The organism is Nitratidesulfovibrio sp. SRB-5 (assembly GCF_019931275.1).
Taxonomy (GTDB): Bacteria; Desulfobacterota; Desulfovibrionia; order Desulfovibrionales; family Desulfovibrionaceae; genus Cupidesulfovibrio.
This window is the reverse complement of sequence record NZ_JAIOTY010000001.1, coordinates 390,265-406,833: the sequence shown is the minus strand read 5'-3', so window position 1 is coordinate 406,833 and position 16,569 is coordinate 390,265. Positions and strand designations below refer to the sequence as shown.

Below are 16,569 nucleotides of genomic sequence, written 5' to 3'. Positions count from 1 at the left end.
AGCACCCCCATGAAGACACCACGTTCCCTGCCCCGGGCACCACGGCTTGCGACGCAACCGGCCATCGTGGCGGCCATCCTTGCCGCCGCGCTGCTGTTCCTGCTGCTGCCGCCCGTGGCCATGGCCCCGGCGCAGGAAGACATGAAGGTTCTGGCGCCCGAGGCCCTGGCCCCGCAGTCGCGCCCCGCCGCCCGGTTCGTGCATGACACGCACAACGAAAAGGCCAAGATCGACGAATGCGGCACCTGCCACCACGGCACCACCGAGGACGGACGGCGCGACGCCACGGCTGCCACGTCCGAGGGCACCCCCTGCGCCGACTGCCATGCCGTCCACGGTGGCGGGGGAGGCGGGGTTGGCAAGGTCGGCAAGGGCACGCCGCTGGAACGCGCCTACCACCGCCAGTGCATGGGCTGCCACCGGGAACAGGGCAAGGGCCCCACGGCCTGCGGCGGCTGCCACACCAGGGTCTGAAACGCCATGGCGCGACGGTGACAACGGTAACCGGCCCCCTGCGGCATTCCGCGCCACGCAGGAAGAAGAACACCCCGACGGAGAACATCCCGGAGACCACATGGACACCGTGCACCTTGCCCCCGACGGAACGCTCCGCGCCCCCGACGGAAGCACCCACGCCGATCCGCTGCCCTGCCTGCGGCTGGCGGCGGTGCTGGACGCCGGTTGCACGTTGCGCTCGTTCTTCGCCCTGCTGACCCGGCACGCCGAACTGCAACGCCTTGGCCCGTTCCTGCCCGCCGCCGTGGCGGACGCGGCCCGCTGCCCCGCCACGGACTGCCGGGCCGAGGGGCTGACCGGCCTTGCCCTACGCAAGACGGTGGACCTCATCGGCTACCCCGGCGGCCCGCGCGCGGAAATCTACCTGTCCTTGCGGGCGCTGGCGCCGGGGGCAAACAGCCCCTGCGGCCGCGACGGCGAAACGGAACACGAAATCAGGTTCATCCCGCTCGACGCCCTTCTGGATCTGCCGCTCTCGCTGGGCGGCCTGCGACACGTGGTTTTCGGGGACAGGACGCGGGTGCTCGACTGCGAGACCACCTTCAGCCTGTTCGAAGTCATCGAGGGCCTCGCCTGGGAGCTCGGCTTCCAGGGCGGCGCCAGACACTGTAGCCTGAGGAGGTAAACGCCATGTTCGGTAAGATCCTCTTTGCAACGTCGGCCTCTCCGGCATGTGACAACGCGGCCAAGGTGGCCTTCGAACTGGCGCGGCGCAACGAGGCGCGCCTGTACGTCTTCCACGTGCTGGGGGTGCCCACGCGCGGCTTCGGCCAGTACGTGCGCGACCTGAAGTCGGGCGAGGAAGAAGTGGCCGACGCGGACTACCGCGAATGGGTCACCGAAGAACTGAAGCACGTCTACGAGGCCCAGTTCAAGGACTTCGGCCCGCCCAACGCCGCGCTGCAACTGGCCGTCGGGGTTCCGCACACCGAAATCCTGCGCTTTGCCCGGCAGGAAGGGGTGGACCTGATCGTCATGGGCGCACACGGGCGCGACGAGGACGCCGCCGCCTCGCGGGTGCGCTCCATCATCGGCAACACCATGCAGAAGGTGGCCAAGTCCGCCCGCTGCCCGGTGCTGATCGTCAACCGGCCCTGCAACACCTGCTGGCACATGTTCTCCAACATCGTGTTCAGCACCGACTTCTCCAAGCCCGCCGACGCGGCCTTCCAGTTCGCCTACAGGACCGCGCGCGAGGTGGGCGCCAAGCTGTACCTGTTCCACGCCTGCGACCTTGGCGGTTCGGGGCTGTACCCCAGCCAGGCAGAAATCGAGCGGCAGCTGGAACGGGCGCGCAAGCAGATGCAGGACAGGTACGTGAGCAAGATGACCGACTACGACAACTACCAGGTGGAAATCTGGGAAGGCACGCCCTACGTGGAAATCCTGAAGTACGCCCGCGACCGCAAGGCGGACCTCATCGTCATGGCCCACCACGCCAGGGAAGTGCCCGCCGAGGACGCGGAAATCGGTTCCACCGTGGAACAGGTGGTGCTGCGCTCCGCCTGTCCGGTGGCCAGTGTCACGCATGAGGAGCGGGTTGCCTGACGTCCGCCTGCGGGCTGACGGCAGGAGGATGACGGCACGGGGCGGCGGCCACGCTGCCCCGCCAGCCGGGGCGTAACCGGTTCACGACGAGCGACGACAGAACACGGGGCACGACATGGCGCTGGTGCTGGTGGTGGACGACGACCTGTCGTTCCGGTTCTTCCTGAAGGCCCTGTTCGAAACCGACGGGCACGAGGCCGTGGCCGCCCGCAACGGCGCGGAAGGGTTGGAAACGGCCCGCAAGCGACGCCCGGACCTGGTGGTGCTGGACGTGATGATGCCGGGCGGCGGGGGCCTGCCCATGTACCGCGCCATGCAGGCCGACCCCGCCCTGCGTTCCGTGCCGGTGATCATGCTGTCCGGCGTGGGCGGGGCCTCCTTTGCCCACGGGCTGTCCATGTGCCAGGCCGCCGACAGGGGCAGGGACGGTGGACGGAACGGGGGCGGAAGCACGGAAATGAACGAGCCGTTCGCCTACGTGGAAAAGCCCCCCCGGCCGGACAGGCTGCTGGAACTGGCCCGCCGGGCGCTGAACGGAACCGGAAACGGAACGGCAGGAATGGCAGGTCAGCCCGAACGGGCGGAACAGGACGGAACCGGGGCGACCCCGGACGGAATATCCCGGAAGACAGGGCAGGCAACGGCGTCACCGCGCGCCGCCACGCACGACGCCAAGGAGAATGAGCGCATGCCGTACAAGATACTGGTCGTGGACGACGACCCCTACATCGTGAAGTACATGGTGGATATCCTTTCCGACAACGGGTACGCCACCTGCTCCGCCTCGGACGGCAGCGAGGCGCTGGAAGTGCTGAAGCGCGAGCGGCCCGACCTCGTGACGCTGGACCTGGAAATGCCCAACGAGTGGGGGCCGCGCTTCTACCGCAAGATGACCAGGGAAGACGCCTTCCGCGACACCCCGGTCATCGTCATCAGCGGGCTGTCGGGCATCCATCTGGCCATCCGCAACGCCGTGGCCTCGCTGAAGAAACCCTTCGACCCCAACCGCCTGCTGGAAATCATCCGCGACACACTGGAAAAACGCGGCGAGCTGGCGGCGGAAGCGCCGGCAGCTCACCAGTAGCGCGCCAGTAACCCACCAGCAGCGGGCAGGCGCCCGCCGGGTTTGTGGACGGCGGCGGGCCCGCACCAGAGAAGGCACCCCGCACCGGGGCGGGCAATACCCTCTCCGACGGCCCGCCCTTGCCGCGCGCGGCTCCGCGTGGGACAATGGGACATCAGGGCGGCCTCCGACAGCGCGCCTGTCGTGCCGCCCCCATCCCCCCATGGCCGCGCCGGGTACGGCACGGGATTCACCACCCCGCGAAACCGCATCCGGAGCGCGCCGGGCCCGCACCGGACCACGAGGAGCCGCGCATGGGCGCATCGATCCTGCTGGTGGACGACGAGGAAGGCATCCGCACCGTGCTCGGCATCTCGCTTGCCGACGCGGGCTACGACGTGACCACCGCCGCCAGCGGCGAAGAAGCCCTTGCCCGCTTTGCCGCGCACAGGCCCGACATCGTGCTCACCGACATCAAGATGCCCGGCCTGTCCGGGCTGGACCTGCTGGAGCGCCTGAAGGCCGCCGACCCGGAGGTGGAGGTCATCATGCTGACCGGCCACGGCGACATGGACCTGGCCATCCAGAGCCTGAAGCGCGACGCCACAGACTTTCTCACCAAGCCCGTCAACGACGACATGCTGGAAGTGGCCCTGCGCCGCGCCGAGGAACGCATATCCATGCGCCAGCGCCTGCGCGGGTACACCGAAAACCTGGAACAGATGGTGCGCGACCAGTCGGCCCGGCTGGTGGAGGCGGAACGCCAGCTGGCCGCGTTGCAGGTCATGGACGGCATCGCCAGCGGCATCCGTTCGCTGTGCAGCGCGCTGGACGACGGCGGGCTGTTCAACGAACTGCCCTGCTTCGTGGCCGTGCACAACGCCGACCTCGAAATCGTCTCCACCAACCAGCTGTACAAGGAACGCCTGGGGCACCGCATCGGCAGCCGCAGCTGGGAGGCCTACGCCGGGCGCGGCCCCGGCGACCGGCTGTGCCCGGTGATGCGCGTGCTGGAGACGGGCGAGGGGTTCCGCTCCAACGAGGTGCTGCTGGGCAGGAACGGACAGGAAATTCCGGTCATCGTGAACACCGCGCCCATCTACGGCAACGACGGCGAGGTGGAACTGGTGCTGGAGCTTTCGGTGGACGTCTCCGAGGTGCGCCGCCTGCGCGAAGACCTGCGCCTGACCCGCGAACGCTTCCGCCAGTTGTTCGACGAATCGCCCTGTTACGTGGCCGTCATGGACCGCGACTTCGGCGTGGTGGAGGCCAACCGCAGATACCGCGAGGATTTCGGCGACCCCACAGGCCGCCGCTGCCACGACGCCTTTGCCCACCGCCTGGCCCCCTGCTCCGGCTGCCCCGCCGGGCGCACCTTTGACGACGGGCGACCCCATCAGGCGGAAACCGTGGTCACCGCGCGCGACGGGCGGCAGGTGAACGTGCTGGTGTGGACGGCCCCCCTGCGCGACGCAGAGGGCGCCATCACCGAGGTCATGGAGATGTCCACGGACATCACCGAACTGCGCCGCCTGCAGGACCGGCTTTCGCAACTGGGGCTGCTGCTGGGCTCCACGGCGCACGGCATCAAGGGGCTGCTCACCGCGCTGGACGGCGGGGTGTACCGCCTGGGCAGCGGCATCGCGCGCGGCGACGCGGCGCGGGTGCAGGACAGCCACCAGGACATCCGCCACCTGGTGGACCGGCTGCGCAAGATGGTGCTGGACCTTCTGTACTACGCCAAGAACCGCGAACTGAACTGGGAAGTGGTGGTCACCCGCGCCTTTGCCGAGGAAACGGCCATGCTGGTGGAAGCCAAGGCCACGGAACGCGGGGTGCGCTTTGTGCGGGATTTTACGGCAGCAGGGGCGGCGGCAGGGGTGGAAGCAGACAGCACGGGGAACGCGGAAACGGCGACGGACGCCGGAGAGGCCACGGGCACGGCTCAGGCCGGATCGTCGGGAAGCGGCGGTACCGCCGACCTCGGCACCTTCGAGGCGGACACCGGGGCGCTGTCGTCCGCGCTGGTGAACCTGCTGGAAAACGGGGTGGAAGCCTGTGCGGCGGACGGGCGCAAGCAGGACCACGCCGTCACCTTCCGGGTGCGCGGCGCGCCGGAAGAGGTGACCTTCACCATCATCGACAACGGCACCGGCATGGACCGCGAGACCCGCGAAAAACTGTTCACCCTGTTCTTCTCGTCCAAGGGCACCGCCGGGACGGGCATCGGCCTGTTCGTGGCCAGCCAGGTGGTGCGGCAGCACGGCGGGCACATTGCCGTGGCATCCGAACCCGGCGAGGGCAGCACCTTCACCGTGTCGCTGCCGCGCCGCCTGCCGGAGGCAGTGAGGCGTGGGGATGAGGCGGAGGAAGAGCGAACGGAAAACGGCGGTTAGCCAACGCGCACCCGAAGCACCGCCCGCACGCCGTGCCCCTGTAATGCTGGGCCAAGCTCCAGTTCGCCGCCCATTTCGCGGGCCAGCTTGCGTGTGGCCATGAGGCCCACGCCGCTGCCGCCCGGCTTGGCGGAAACGAAGGCGGCAAAGCCGTCCGGGGCTGCATTGCTCCCCTGCTCCTGTCCAGCCTGTCCGCTCTGTCTGGCCTGTTCCGGAAAACCGGGGCCGTTGTCCTCCACCACGTATTCGATGCCGGTTGCACTGACCGACCCGAGCTCACCGCCGGGCGCTCCTTCCGCGCCCGCAGGCTCGGGCAACACCACCCGGCGGCTGCGCAGGACCACCCGGCGGGATGCATCAGGGTCACCCCCGCCCGCCTCCGGCCCGCCAGCATCCATCCGGGCCGCGACAGTCGTTGGGGCACTGGCCGGGCCACCGGCCAACGCACCCGTCCCGCCATCATCCTCGAACGCCTCGATGGCGTTGACCACCAGATCCATCAGGCAGCGGTGCACCGCGTCCGGGTCCAGCATGGCCGGTTCCGGCCCGGCACCGGCCTGAACCACCAGCGCAACCCCTGCCGCCGCCGCGCGCGGGACCAGCAGGCGAACCACGTCGCGCAGGGGGCCATCCGGGTCGCACGGGCGCGGGGCAAGTTCCGCCGCCCGGCCCATGTCCAGCAAACGCATGGCCAGGTCGCGCACCCGCGCCACGTCGTCGCGCACCATGCGCCAGCCCTGTTCCAGATAATCGCGGCGGTCCAGCTCCAACCCCTTTTCCAGCACGAACATGGCCCCTTCCAGTCCGCCCGCCACGTTCTTGATGGCGTGGGCAAGGCCCGCCGCCGTCTCGCCCACGGCGGCCAGCCGCTCGGCGTGCAGCAGTTCGCGGGTGCGTTGGGCCACCAGTTGCTCCAGTTCCTCGGTATGGCGGCGCAGGGCCTCGCGCAGGGCCATGCGCTGGCGGGCGCGGTCCAGCGCCACTTCCAGCGCCTCCGGGGCCACCGGCTTGGTCAGGAAGTCGCCCGCGCCGAAGCGCAGGCTGGACACGGCAAGTTCCATGTCCCCGTGGCCGGTCAGCACCAGCACCTCCACGGCGGGAAATTCCGCCTTCACCGCGCGCAGCAGGTCCATGCCGTCCATGCCGGGCATGCGCACGTCGGTCAGCACCACGGCGGGCGGGTCTGCGCGGACCATGGCCAGCGCCTCCGCCCCTGACGCCGCCGTGCGCACCGCGCACCCCATGTCGGCCAGCAGCAGCGCCAGCACGGTGCGGATGCCTTCCTCGTCGTCGACCAACAGAAGGGGCAGAAGGGACAGCAGGGGCAAAGGCAACGATACGCTCATGCCGCGTCCCCTCCCACGCCCCCGGCGGGGGTGCCGTCAGCGGTCCCGTCCGGCCCCGGCGCGGTGGCGGGCGCATCTGCCCCGCCTCCTGCCCTACCCGGGGCGTCGCCCCCTGCCCCCGCAGTCCCCCCCGATCCGGCAGCGCCCACGGCCCCGGAAGTCACCGGAAAGTTCAGGGTGAAGCACGCCCCGCCCTCCGCCATGTTGGACGCCTGGATGGACCCGCCGAACTCCTTGACCAGTCCGTAGCTGATGGAAAGCCCCAGCCCCGTGCCCTTGCCCACCTTCTTGGTGGTGAAGAACGGCTCGAAGATGCGCGGCAGCAGCGCCGGAGGTATGCCGCCGCCGGTGTCGCACACCCGCGCCGTCACCCGCCGGTCGTCGGCCACCGTTTCCACGATGATGCGGCGCGGCGCGCCCGGCTCCTTCTCGCTGCGCTCCTCTATGGCGTCGCGGGCGTTGAGCAGCAGGTTGATGAACACCTGCTCCAGCCGGTTGGACACGGCCATGACCGGGGGCAGCGGCTCGGCCAGCCGCCAGTCGATGTCGATGCCGCGCAGCGACAGCTGGCGGCTGAAGAATTCCGTGGCGCTTTGCAGCACCGCGTTCACGTCCACCCGCTCCAGCGCCAGGTCCGAGCGGCGGCCAAAGTCGCGCATGTGCCCGATGATGCGGCTGGCCCGGTCCACGTGGCCGTCGATCTCGCGGGCCATGGTGGCCAGGATTTCCGGGTCGATGAGTTCGCCGCGCGTCACCTTGCGCAACAGGAAGCCCCCGGCGGTCTTGATGACCGTCAGCGGCTGGTTCAGTTCGTGGGCAACGCCCGTGGCCATTTCGCCCAGGGTGGCCATCTTGCCCGCCTGAATGACCTTCTGCTCGGCCTCCAGCCGTTCGGTGATGTCGGTGGTGGTCACCAGCAGCACCTGCCGGGCCAGGTATTCCGCCGGGGACAGCATGATGTCCACGTGAAAGGGCCTGCCGTCGCGGGCCACGTTGCGGGCGCGGTTCAGCACGGTGAAGGCCCGCAACTGCGAGGCGTAGCGTTCGCGCTCGTCCGGCGGGAACAGGTCCAGGAACGAGCGGCCCTTCATTTCCTCGCGCGGCCAGCCGTACACCTTTTCCGCCGTGGAATTGCAGTCCACCACCTCCAGGGTCTGCTGGTCCAGCACGAACACGGCGCTGGGAATGTGGTTGAAGATGGCGTGGTACTTCAGTTCCGAGCGGCGCAGCTTTTCTTCCAGTTCCTTGCGGTCGGTGATGTCCAGGGTCATTTCCATGGCCGCCACCACCCGCCCTTCCGCATCGAACACGGGCGAGGTGTGCACGATCCAGTGCGCCCGGCTGCCGTCGGTGTGGAAGCCGCTTTCCTCGCTGCAATGGGCAAGGCCGGTCTGCATGGTCATTTCCACGGCGCAGTTGGGGCACTTGCCGGTGCGCCCCTTGTAGGCCTGAAAGCAGAAATCGCCGGGCCTTGGCGTGAAGTTCTCGCGAAACATGCGGTTGTAGCGCAGCAGCCGCAGGTTCCTGTCCTGCACGGTGATGGCGCAGGGCACCTGATCGAACAGCCGCTGGTACTCGTCGCGCTGGCGGTTCAGTTCCGCCCGCTTCTGGGCGATGTCGCGGTCCATGCGGGTGATGGCCCCGGCCAGTTCGCCTATCTCGTCTTGCTGGCGCACGTCGGAAAGGTCCACCTTCTCGCCGCGCGCCACGGCGCGGGTGCCCTCGATGAGCCGGGCCACGGGCCGCGTCAGAAAGCGCCGCAGGAACAGATGCACCGCCGTGGCCCCCAGCAGGAACACCGCCGCCGCCAGGGTGACCACCCGGGTCTGGAAGGCCAGCACTTCGGCCTCCGCGTCCTGCAACGAAAGCACCACTTCCAGCGCGCCCAGCACCAGCTTGTCCGCCGGGTGGAAGTGGCAGGGCTCGCCCGAACAGCCGGGTTCGTTCATGATGGGGGTAAGGCTGCCCAGCAGGCGACGGCCATCCGTGTCGGTGAACACGCGGGTGCGCTCGCGCAGGGCCAGCCACTTGCGCGGTTCCGCCGTGCGGTGGCAGGCGGCGCAGGCCTCGTCGCGGATGTTGGTGCGGCGTTCCACCTCGTCCGGGTCGCCCGAGAACTTGATGACGCCTTCCTTGTTGTAGATGCGGATGGAAACGATGTCCTTCTGGCGGGCCACGTCGCTGATGATCTGGTTGATCTCGTCGCGGGCGTTCAGCATCATGGCGAAGCGCGCGCCCAGGCGGATGGTGGTGCCCAGGCGGTCGCCCCCGGCGGCCAGTTCGTCGTGCAGGTGCTCGCGCTGGTAGCGGATGCTGCCCAGCGACAGCACCAGCACCCCCAGGAACAGCGCCGCGCCGCTGCCCGCCACCACCTTGGCGGCCAGGCTGCCGCCCGGCAGGCCGCGCAGGCGTCGGCCCCATCCCGGCTTGCCGGGTCTTCCCGCGCGGGCGGCAGGGGCAGAACCGGGCGAGGCGCCCGCATCGGCGCCCGAACCCGTACCCGGCCCCTTGCCCCCGTCCGAGCCCCTGTCCGGGCCCCTGTCCGGGCCCCTGTCACCGGATGTCGTGCCGCCCGTCCCGGCGGTCATTGCGGCCATGGCAACCTCCCGTGCTGCCGCCGCGCGCATCCCACACACCGGGCCGCCACGGTCAGGGCACGCGGATCGGCCTTGTGCGGGAGACGCGCGGGGTGCCCGACCATTCCGCATCCTCCGCCCCGTCCGGTTCCACCGGACCCTCCGGCTCGCACGGTTCCGATACGCGTCGCCGCCCGGGCGGCCCGGGCACGGCCTGCGGGTCCTGCGTGATCGGCATGGCCGGTACCGTCGGTGCGATCGGCTCGGCCTGTGCGATCGGCTCGGCCTGCGTGATCGGCGCGGCATCGCCGGGGCAACATGTCGTGGCCTGCCCGCCGAATGTCTGCGCTCCCGCCATGCCAGTCGGCTCCTCCAGCCCGCCCAGGGCGCGCAGCTCTCGTTCCGCCTCGTGACGATGCTCGTCCACGGTGCCGGGGCACCAGTCGCCGAACTTCACCCCCTGATCCACATAGCGCAGCAGTTCGCCGAAGGTGATGGCGTCCAGCCGGGCGAACATGGCCCGGCTGCACTCCTTCCAGACCATGCGCGTGAGGCAGCCTGGGGCATGGGTGCAGTTTTCCTCGTCGCGGCCGCAGCCCACCATTTCCGCCCCGCCTTCCAGCACGCGCACCACGTCGCCCACTGAAATTTCATCGGGTGCGCGGCCCAGCCGGTGTCCGCCGTTGGGCCCGCGCTGGCTCATCAGCAGGCCCGCCTCCTTCAGCGAACGGCTGATCTTTTCCAGATACTTCTGCGATACGTCCAGCCTGCGCGCCACGTCGCGCATCAGCACCGGCCCCAGGCGGCTGTGCTGGGCGATGTCCAGCATCATCCGCGTGCCGTAGCGGCTGTTGGTCAGCAGTCGCATGACCTGCCCCCTCGGTTGACGATCATCTCGCGGCCATTCACCAGGCCCCACACGCCCGTGCATGCCGCATGCGCGCACGTCGTCGCCGTCGCATCCGCATGCATGCGGGTAACGGCAGACACTTGATGCGCACTGTCGCACCATAGCATACCTAAATGGTATATTCAACAACATCGCACAACTAACGCATTCACTCCACATCAGGACAATCCGGATTGAACGGATTGCCACGCTCAAAATCCACATTGCGCGCCGCAACACGGACACATCAAGCCACACCGCACCACACGCGTCCTGTTGCATGAAAATGAAACGGCGCCTCGCCTGTACGGGCGGGGCGCCATTGTCTGCAAAAGCGTCCGGCAGGGGGATACTGCGAAAAGGAACGGAAGCCGTGCCCCTGGGGCAGGTCAGGCACCCGGCCTGTCGGCGTGAGTGGTGCCGTCAGGCGGCGTGTCGTGGTCCGTCAGGTCGGGCAGGCCCTTGGCCAGGTCGTCCAGGGTGATCGAGTCCAGCGCCGATTCCACGGCATCGGCGGCGCGTGTCCAGCCGAGGCAGGTCAGCCTGTCGCCGGGGGTGGCGGGCAGGTCGCAGTGCTCCGCGATGCGGATGCCGCCCTCCATGAGCCGTACCACTGTGCCCAGTGATATCCTGGCGGGTGGCAGCGCAAGCCGGTGCCCGCCCATGGCTCCCCGCGCACTGGCCGTAAGCCCGGCGCGGCGCAGATCCTTGAGAATCTGCTCCAGGAACTGGACGCTGATGTCCGTGTGGCGCGACAGCGCGGTGGTGGTCAGCGGCCCCTCGGTGCCATGCACCGCAAGAGCCACCAGCACCCGTGCCGCATAGCGCGTTCTGGCGGTAAGCTTCATGCCGTTTCAAGGTCTCCCGTTGCGGCGGCGCGCGATGTTGCACTCCGTCCGCTGCGGTACACCTACACCATGCCTGCACGGCATTCAACACCATTAGTCAGAATCGGCACACTCCGACATTGCGGCGCGCACACCGGAGAACTATTGTATCTGACCATTTCCATCCAGGATGTTTTCAATCCGGAACAGTGTTCCGGAAAGGAAACCACATGAAACAGTTCTCCGCGTGCCATCTGCCGGTGCCCTTCCCGGTCCGCATGGGGGAACATTCACCCGTCATGCTCGCCAGTGCGCAGGGTTGAGCTTACCCCGTCCCGCGCAGCCCACAGGTCTTTCGCGATTTCCAGAAAGGCGTCCAGCGGCCCGGGATCGAAGTGGGTACCCCGCCCTTCGCGCATGATGCCGAGGGCCTTGTCCAGCTCGAAGGCGGGCTTGTAGGGCCGCTTGCTGGTCAGCGCGTCGAACACGTCGGCCACGGCCACGATGCGCCCCTCCAGCGGAATCCCTTCGCCCGAAAGGCCACGCGGATAGCCGCTGCCGTCCCAGCGCTCGTGGTGGGTGCCCGCGATGGTGGCGGCAATGCGCACCACCCGCGACGACGAGGCCGACAGTATCTTCTCGCCGATGACGGCATGCTGCTGCATCACCGTGAATTCCTCCGGCGTGAGTCGGCCCGGCTTCAACAGGATGGCGTCGGGCGTGCCGATCTTGCCCACGTCGTGCATGGGCGCGGCCACGCGTATGTCGCGCAGGCCGTCGGCGTGCATGCCCAGCGCGGCGGCGATGCCTTCGCTGTAAAAGGCCATGCGCAGGATGTGGTCGCCGGTGTCGTCGTCCTTGTAGGCGGCGGCCAGGGTGAGCCTGTTCAGCGTGTCGAGGTACGAGCGCTCCAGTTCCGCGCGCGAGGCACGCAGGTCGAGCACGGTACGCCCCAGATCGTCGGCGAAGGCGCGCAACTGCCCGTGGGCCAGGCGCAATTGCTCGCGCGTTTCCTCCATGGCCGTGCAGGCCTCTTCCGCTTCCTCGGCAATGCGGTTCCGTTCGGGATGCCGTGGATCGTGCGTGGTGTCCTGCGTCATGCGGTCCTCCCCCGCTGTGCGCCCTGTCTCCGTGGCCGGGCGTTGGTGAATGCCTCCTGCCGTTCCCATGGCACCGCAACGTGCGGCGCCATTCTTCGCGTGCCTTCCCCGTGGCCGCGCCGGGCCATGCACTCCACTCGCCTTTTTCCCTATGGTCGCGCCGGGCCACCCCCCTGCATCGCTCCGCACTTTCCCTGCGGCCGCGCCGGGTTCGAGCATGCGCTCGCGCGGGACCCGGCGTTACGAGCCATGACGGTCGCGCCGGGCCACCCCCTGCATCGCTCCGCACTTTCCCTGCGGCCGCGCCGGGTTCGAGCATGCGCTCGCGCGGGACCCGGCGCGACCTGGGTCGGGGGTTGGTCAACTCCAGGGCAGGTGGGCCGCACGGCGAAACCCCCATCCGCCGTCCTGTCCCGGAGTGGGCGAACGGCCCGGGCACACGGGGGGCACCCATGCGCGTGGCCGCGCCCCAAACGTCACCCTGCCGAGGTTTCCCGGACGGACGCGCCATACACGCCCACGCAGGCAGGCAGACGCACCGACACCGTCGTTCCCCGGCCCACCTCGCTGGCCAGGGTCACCTCTCCCCCGTGCAGGCGGGCAATGGCCCGGGCCAAGGTAAGCCCGATGCCCAATCCTTCGCGGTTGCGCGTCATGTACCCTTGCGCCTGATAAAAACTTTCGAACACCCGCTCACGCTCCTGCGCGCCGATGCCCACGCCCGTGTCCGCCACTTCCACCACCACCTCGCGGACCGCGCAGCCCTGCCCGCTCGGCACATCCGGACTCCCCTTGCCGGCTGGCCCGTCTGGCCCGCCGGGCCCATTCGCCACACCTGGCCCGGCCATGCCGCGCGGCGGACGGCAGCGCAAGGTCACCATGCCTCCCTGCCTGTTGAAGCGAATGGCATTGTGCACCACGTGCAGGAACAGTTCGCGCAGCAGCCCGGCGTTGCCGCGCACCGTCACCGGCATCCCCATGGGCATCGGCCCCAGCACCACGCCGTGGGCTGCTGCAAAGGCGGAAAGCTCTTCCAGCACGCCGGTCAGCACCCAATACATGTCCACGGGCGCATCCGCGGCCTCCACGCGGCCGCCTTGCACCTCGGCAAAGCGCACCACCTCGCGCACCATGGCGTGCATGCGCCGCGCTGCCTGCAACAGGTGGCCCAGCAGTTCCTCGGCGTCGGAATCGCCCCGGCGGCGCGCCTCGTCCAGCAGCACGTCTCCCAACCCAAGGATACCGTTGAGCGGGGTGCGCATCTCGTGTGAAATGATGGCCAGAAAATCCTGCTTCAGGTGCTGCACCCGGCGTTGCATGCTGATGTCGTGCAGCACCAGCACACGCCCGCCGTCGCGCATGGGCGATGTGGCCACCCGCACGACCCGCCGGGCCAGCCCTTCGGGCGAGGGCAGTTCCAGTTCCACCACCCGCGCCCCGTACAGGTCCTGTCCGGATACATACTGTCCGCGCATGTACGGCCCGGACACACCTTCGGTACCGCCCCCGCCGGGGAGTCTTGCCCCGTGCCCGCCCTGCGGCAACACCGCCGCCGCGCCCGCCTCGCCCAGTAATTCCAGCAGCGGACGGCCCTCCAGTTCCGCCGGGGAACGCTCCAGCATGGCGCAGGCCGCCGTATTCACGGTAACCGCCACGCCCGTCGCATCCACAGTAAGCATGCCATCGGCCATGGAGTCGATGACCGCGCTCAAGCGCTCGTTGACGGCCTGCAATTCCGCCCGCTGAGCCCGTTCCACGGTGTAGAGCGCCGCCAGGTCCTCGGCGTAGCGCACCGTCTGCATGGACACCTCGCCGCACTCGGCCAGCCCCGACAGGGCAGCCGGGCGGGGGGGCAGGCCGTCCGGCGCCGGTGATGCGTCCTGGTCCGCCTGGTCCGTTTGGTCAGCCTGACCCGCGCCGGGGGGGGCTGCCGGTCCGGCGTCGCGCCGGGCTTCGGGACGCACGTCTGTCCGGACGTCGGCCTGCATGTCCGGGGGTGTCCCGTCCCGCGCCCCGTTCATCCCAGAAACTCCTCTATCTTGCGGATCAGCGCCAACGGGCTGAACGGCTTGGGGAAGTAGTCGTCGGCCCCGGCGCGCAATCCTTCCTCGCGGTCCTGAGTCTGGCCCTTGGCGGTCAGCATGATGATCCGGCAGGCCGCCGTGACCGGGTCGGACCGAATGCGCCGGGTGGCTTCCAGCCCGTCGATCTCGCCGGGCATCATCACGTCCATCAGGATCAGGTCCGGGCGGTGCAGGCGGGCCATCTCCACCGCCTGCATGCCATTTTCAGCCTGCAATATCTGATAGTTGCCTATCCGCAACGTGGCCTGCACCAGTTCACGCACCTCGTACTGGTCCTCTGCGATGAGTATCCGTTTCATGGCTCCTACCCCTTGCATGCGGCAAAACCGGGGGTCGGCCCGGCGAACGCATGCGGTTCCGGACCGGCAGACCTCAATAGCGTTCGAAGTCGGCGTCGGACGTGGCGGCCTCGTCAAGTTCAAGGGTCACGCCGGACTGCCCCGCCCTGGCGGAGCGGTCACCGGGCAACCCGCCCCCGGTGATGGCGGCGGACGGGTGCGCCCGCTGCTGGCGGCGTATCTCCAGCCCGCCCTTGTGGTTCGGCTGGACTGACTGGACTGACGGAACAGGCCGCCCCATGGACGGCGCGCCGCCGCCCGCGGGCAGCCGGAAGAACGCCACGGTCTGGGCCAGCTGCGTGGCCTGCCCGGCCAGTTCCTCCGACGTGGCGGCCATCATTTCCGAAGCGGAGGCGTTCTGCTGGATCACCGAATCGAGCTGCTGCACGGCCTTGTTGATCTGCTCCGCGCCCACGCTCTGTTCCTTGCTGCCCGCCGCGATCTCCTGCACCAGTTCCGCCGTCTTCTGGATGCTGGGCACCAGCGTGCCCAGCATGCTGCCCGCGCGCTCGGCCAGTGCCACGCTGGACGACGACAGCTCGCCGATTTCCGCCGCCGCCGTGCCGCTGCGCTCGGCCAGCTTGCGCACCTCTGAGGCCACCACGGCAAAGCCCTTGCCGTGCTCGCCCGCGCGGGCCGCCTCGATGGCGGCGTTGAGGGCCAGCAGGTTGGTCTGCCGGGCAATTTCCTGCACGATGGATATCTTTTCCGCGATGGTCTTCATGGCCCGTACGGTCTGGGCCACGGCCTGCCCGCCCTCGCGGGCGTCTTCTGCCGAGCGCAGGGCGATGCGGTCTGTCTCGGCGGCATTCTCGGCGTTCTGCTGGATGTTCGAGGTCATCTGTTCCACCGAGGCGGACACCTCTTCCACCGCGCTGGCCTGCTCCGTGGCGCCCTGGGCCATGCTCACCGCCGTCTCGGACAGTTCGCGGCTGCCCGCCGTGACGCCGCGGGTGGTCTCCATCACCTCGCCGATGACCCGGCGCAGGTTGCCGGTCATGGTGCGGATGGCCTCGGCCACGCTGCCCACCTCGTCCCGGCTGCTCACCTCGACGTCCGCCGTCAGGTCGCCGGAGGCCACCTGCCCGGCCACGTCGCGGATGCGTTCGAGCGGCCTTGCGATGGACCGGCTGGCCAGCAGCCACGCGCAGGACACCACCACGGCCACGATGCCCAGCGCCCAGCCCGTCACGGACAGGGCGGCGGAACGCACCTGGGCATTCACCGCGTCCAGCGACGAAACGATCTCGAAGGCGCCGTGCACCTCGCCCTCGCGCCAGCCTTCCTTGATGCCGCCCACCACGTCGTGCTCGCCCTTGGTGTCGCCGTGGCAGAACAGGCATTCGCGCGTCAGCTTGATGGCCCGGAAATACCGGATGCGGTCCGCCTCGCGCAGGATCAGTTCCTGCTGGCCCGAGGCTGAAAGCTGCTCCAGAACCCTGCGTTCCAGGTCCGTGGGTTCGTTGGTCTGGTTGCGGGGATGCATCTTGGGCACCCGGAATTCGTAACCCAGCTTTTCCGCATTGACCCTGGCCATCTTGATGGCGGTGATCACCGGCACAGCGTCCACCACCTTGTCGGGCGGCAGTTCCGCGAACGGGCGGATCAGCCCGCCTTCAAGCTTGCGCGACATCTCGTCGCGCGCGGCCTCTGCCATGAGCACCACGGCCCGGCTTTGTTCCAGGATGGCCTCGTGCGCGCCCTCGCGAATGTCGCCGATGCGCTGCACGGCCATGACACCGGCGATGCACACGGGCCCCAGAATGGCGATGGCCATGATCTTGGCCTTGATGCCGAATGCTCCACGCCGTTCACGTTCGCCGGTCATGGCGTCTCCTTCGGGGCGTGCGGCCCCATTCGCCAGTTATCCAGTGCCCCACGCAGCG

The 16,569-nt window shown here is 69.1% G+C and carries 13 protein-coding genes and 1 pseudogene; 6 read left to right on the top strand and 8 right to left on the bottom strand.

The genetic code is table 11. The features are described from left to right. Positions 1 to 9: 9 nt before the first annotated feature. The 6 genes and pseudogenes from tmcA to K6142_RS01520 all read left to right on the top strand — a co-directional run bounded on the left by tmcA (position 10) and on the right by K6142_RS01520 (position 5,523). On the top strand, positions 10 to 474 hold the full coding sequence (gene tmcA, locus K6142_RS01545; RefSeq protein ID WP_190244255.1) for an acidic tetraheme cytochrome c3 TmcA: 465 nt from the start codon (positions 10 to 12) through the stop codon (positions 472 to 474). 100 nt (positions 475 to 574) lie between these two features. Beyond that, the gene (locus K6142_RS01540; protein ID WP_190244256.1) at positions 575 to 1,141 is read left to right on the top strand and encodes a hypothetical protein; all 567 of its coding nucleotides are present in this window, start codon (positions 575 to 577) and stop codon (positions 1,139 to 1,141) included. Positions 1,142 to 1,146: 5 nt separating this feature from the next. Next, complete coding sequence (locus K6142_RS01535) at positions 1,147 to 2,064, top strand: universal stress protein (RefSeq protein ID WP_190244257.1); 918 nt, start codon at positions 1,147 to 1,149, stop codon at positions 2,062 to 2,064. A 115-nt stretch (positions 2,065 to 2,179) separates the two neighbouring features. After that, positions 2,180 to 2,434: pseudogene (locus K6142_RS01530) on the top strand (response regulator); the annotation flags it as partial. A gap of 318 nt (positions 2,435 to 2,752) precedes the next feature. After that, entirely contained in the window at positions 2,753 to 3,148 is a 396-nt protein-coding gene (gene divK / locus K6142_RS01525) for a DVU0259 family response regulator domain-containing protein (RefSeq protein WP_190244263.1), read from the top strand. Positions 3,149 to 3,441: 293 nt separating this feature from the next. Continuing rightward, positions 3,442 to 5,523: a response regulator gene (locus K6142_RS01520; RefSeq protein WP_190244258.1), complete on the top strand. Its 2,082-nt coding sequence runs from the start codon at positions 3,442 to 3,444 to the stop codon at positions 5,521 to 5,523. Here the strand turns inward: K6142_RS01520 and K6142_RS01515 are convergent. From K6142_RS01515 to K6142_RS01480, 8 genes are all read right to left on the bottom strand, one after another. Next, positions 5,520 to 6,869: a response regulator gene (locus tag K6142_RS01515; protein WP_190244259.1), complete on the bottom strand. Its 1,350-nt coding sequence runs from the start codon at positions 6,867 to 6,869 to the stop codon at positions 5,520 to 5,522. The two genes, K6142_RS01520 and K6142_RS01515, sit on opposite strands and share 4 nt — an antisense overlap. Beyond that, positions 6,866 to 9,466 carry a PAS domain S-box protein gene (locus K6142_RS01510; protein WP_223380727.1) on the bottom strand — a complete coding sequence of 867 codons (2,601 nt, stop codon included), beginning with the start codon at positions 9,464 to 9,466 and terminating at the stop codon, positions 6,866 to 6,868. The genes K6142_RS01515 and K6142_RS01510 overlap by 4 nt, the downstream gene beginning before the upstream one ends. Before the next feature lie 52 nt (positions 9,467 to 9,518). Further along, positions 9,519 to 10,313, bottom strand: coding sequence for an RrF2 family transcriptional regulator (locus K6142_RS01505; RefSeq protein WP_190244846.1), 795 nt, complete (start codon positions 10,311 to 10,313; stop codon positions 9,519 to 9,521). Positions 10,314 to 10,723: 410 nt separating this feature from the next. Next, positions 10,724 to 11,182, bottom strand: a complete 459-nt coding sequence (locus K6142_RS01500) for an RrF2 family transcriptional regulator (protein WP_190244845.1) — start codon at positions 11,180 to 11,182, stop codon at positions 10,724 to 10,726. Positions 11,183 to 11,451: 269 nt separating this feature from the next. Beyond that, positions 11,452 to 12,261 carry an HD-GYP domain-containing protein gene (locus K6142_RS01495; RefSeq protein ID WP_190244844.1) on the bottom strand — a complete coding sequence of 270 codons (810 nt, stop codon included), beginning with the start codon at positions 12,259 to 12,261 and terminating at the stop codon, positions 11,452 to 11,454. A gap of 476 nt (positions 12,262 to 12,737) precedes the next feature. Then, positions 12,738 to 14,249 (bottom strand): PAS domain-containing sensor histidine kinase, encoded by a 1,512-nt coding sequence (locus K6142_RS01490; RefSeq protein WP_223290345.1) that lies wholly within the window; start codon positions 14,247 to 14,249, stop codon positions 12,738 to 12,740. Positions 14,250 to 14,278: 29 nt separating this feature from the next. Continuing rightward, on the bottom strand, positions 14,279 to 14,644 hold the full coding sequence (locus K6142_RS01485; RefSeq protein WP_190244842.1) for a response regulator transcription factor: 366 nt from the start codon (positions 14,642 to 14,644) through the stop codon (positions 14,279 to 14,281). A gap of 73 nt (positions 14,645 to 14,717) precedes the next feature. Then, positions 14,718 to 16,511 carry a methyl-accepting chemotaxis protein gene (locus tag K6142_RS01480; RefSeq protein ID WP_190244841.1) on the bottom strand — a complete coding sequence of 598 codons (1,794 nt, stop codon included), beginning with the start codon at positions 16,509 to 16,511 and terminating at the stop codon, positions 14,718 to 14,720. Positions 16,512 to 16,569: the final 58 nt, after the last annotated feature.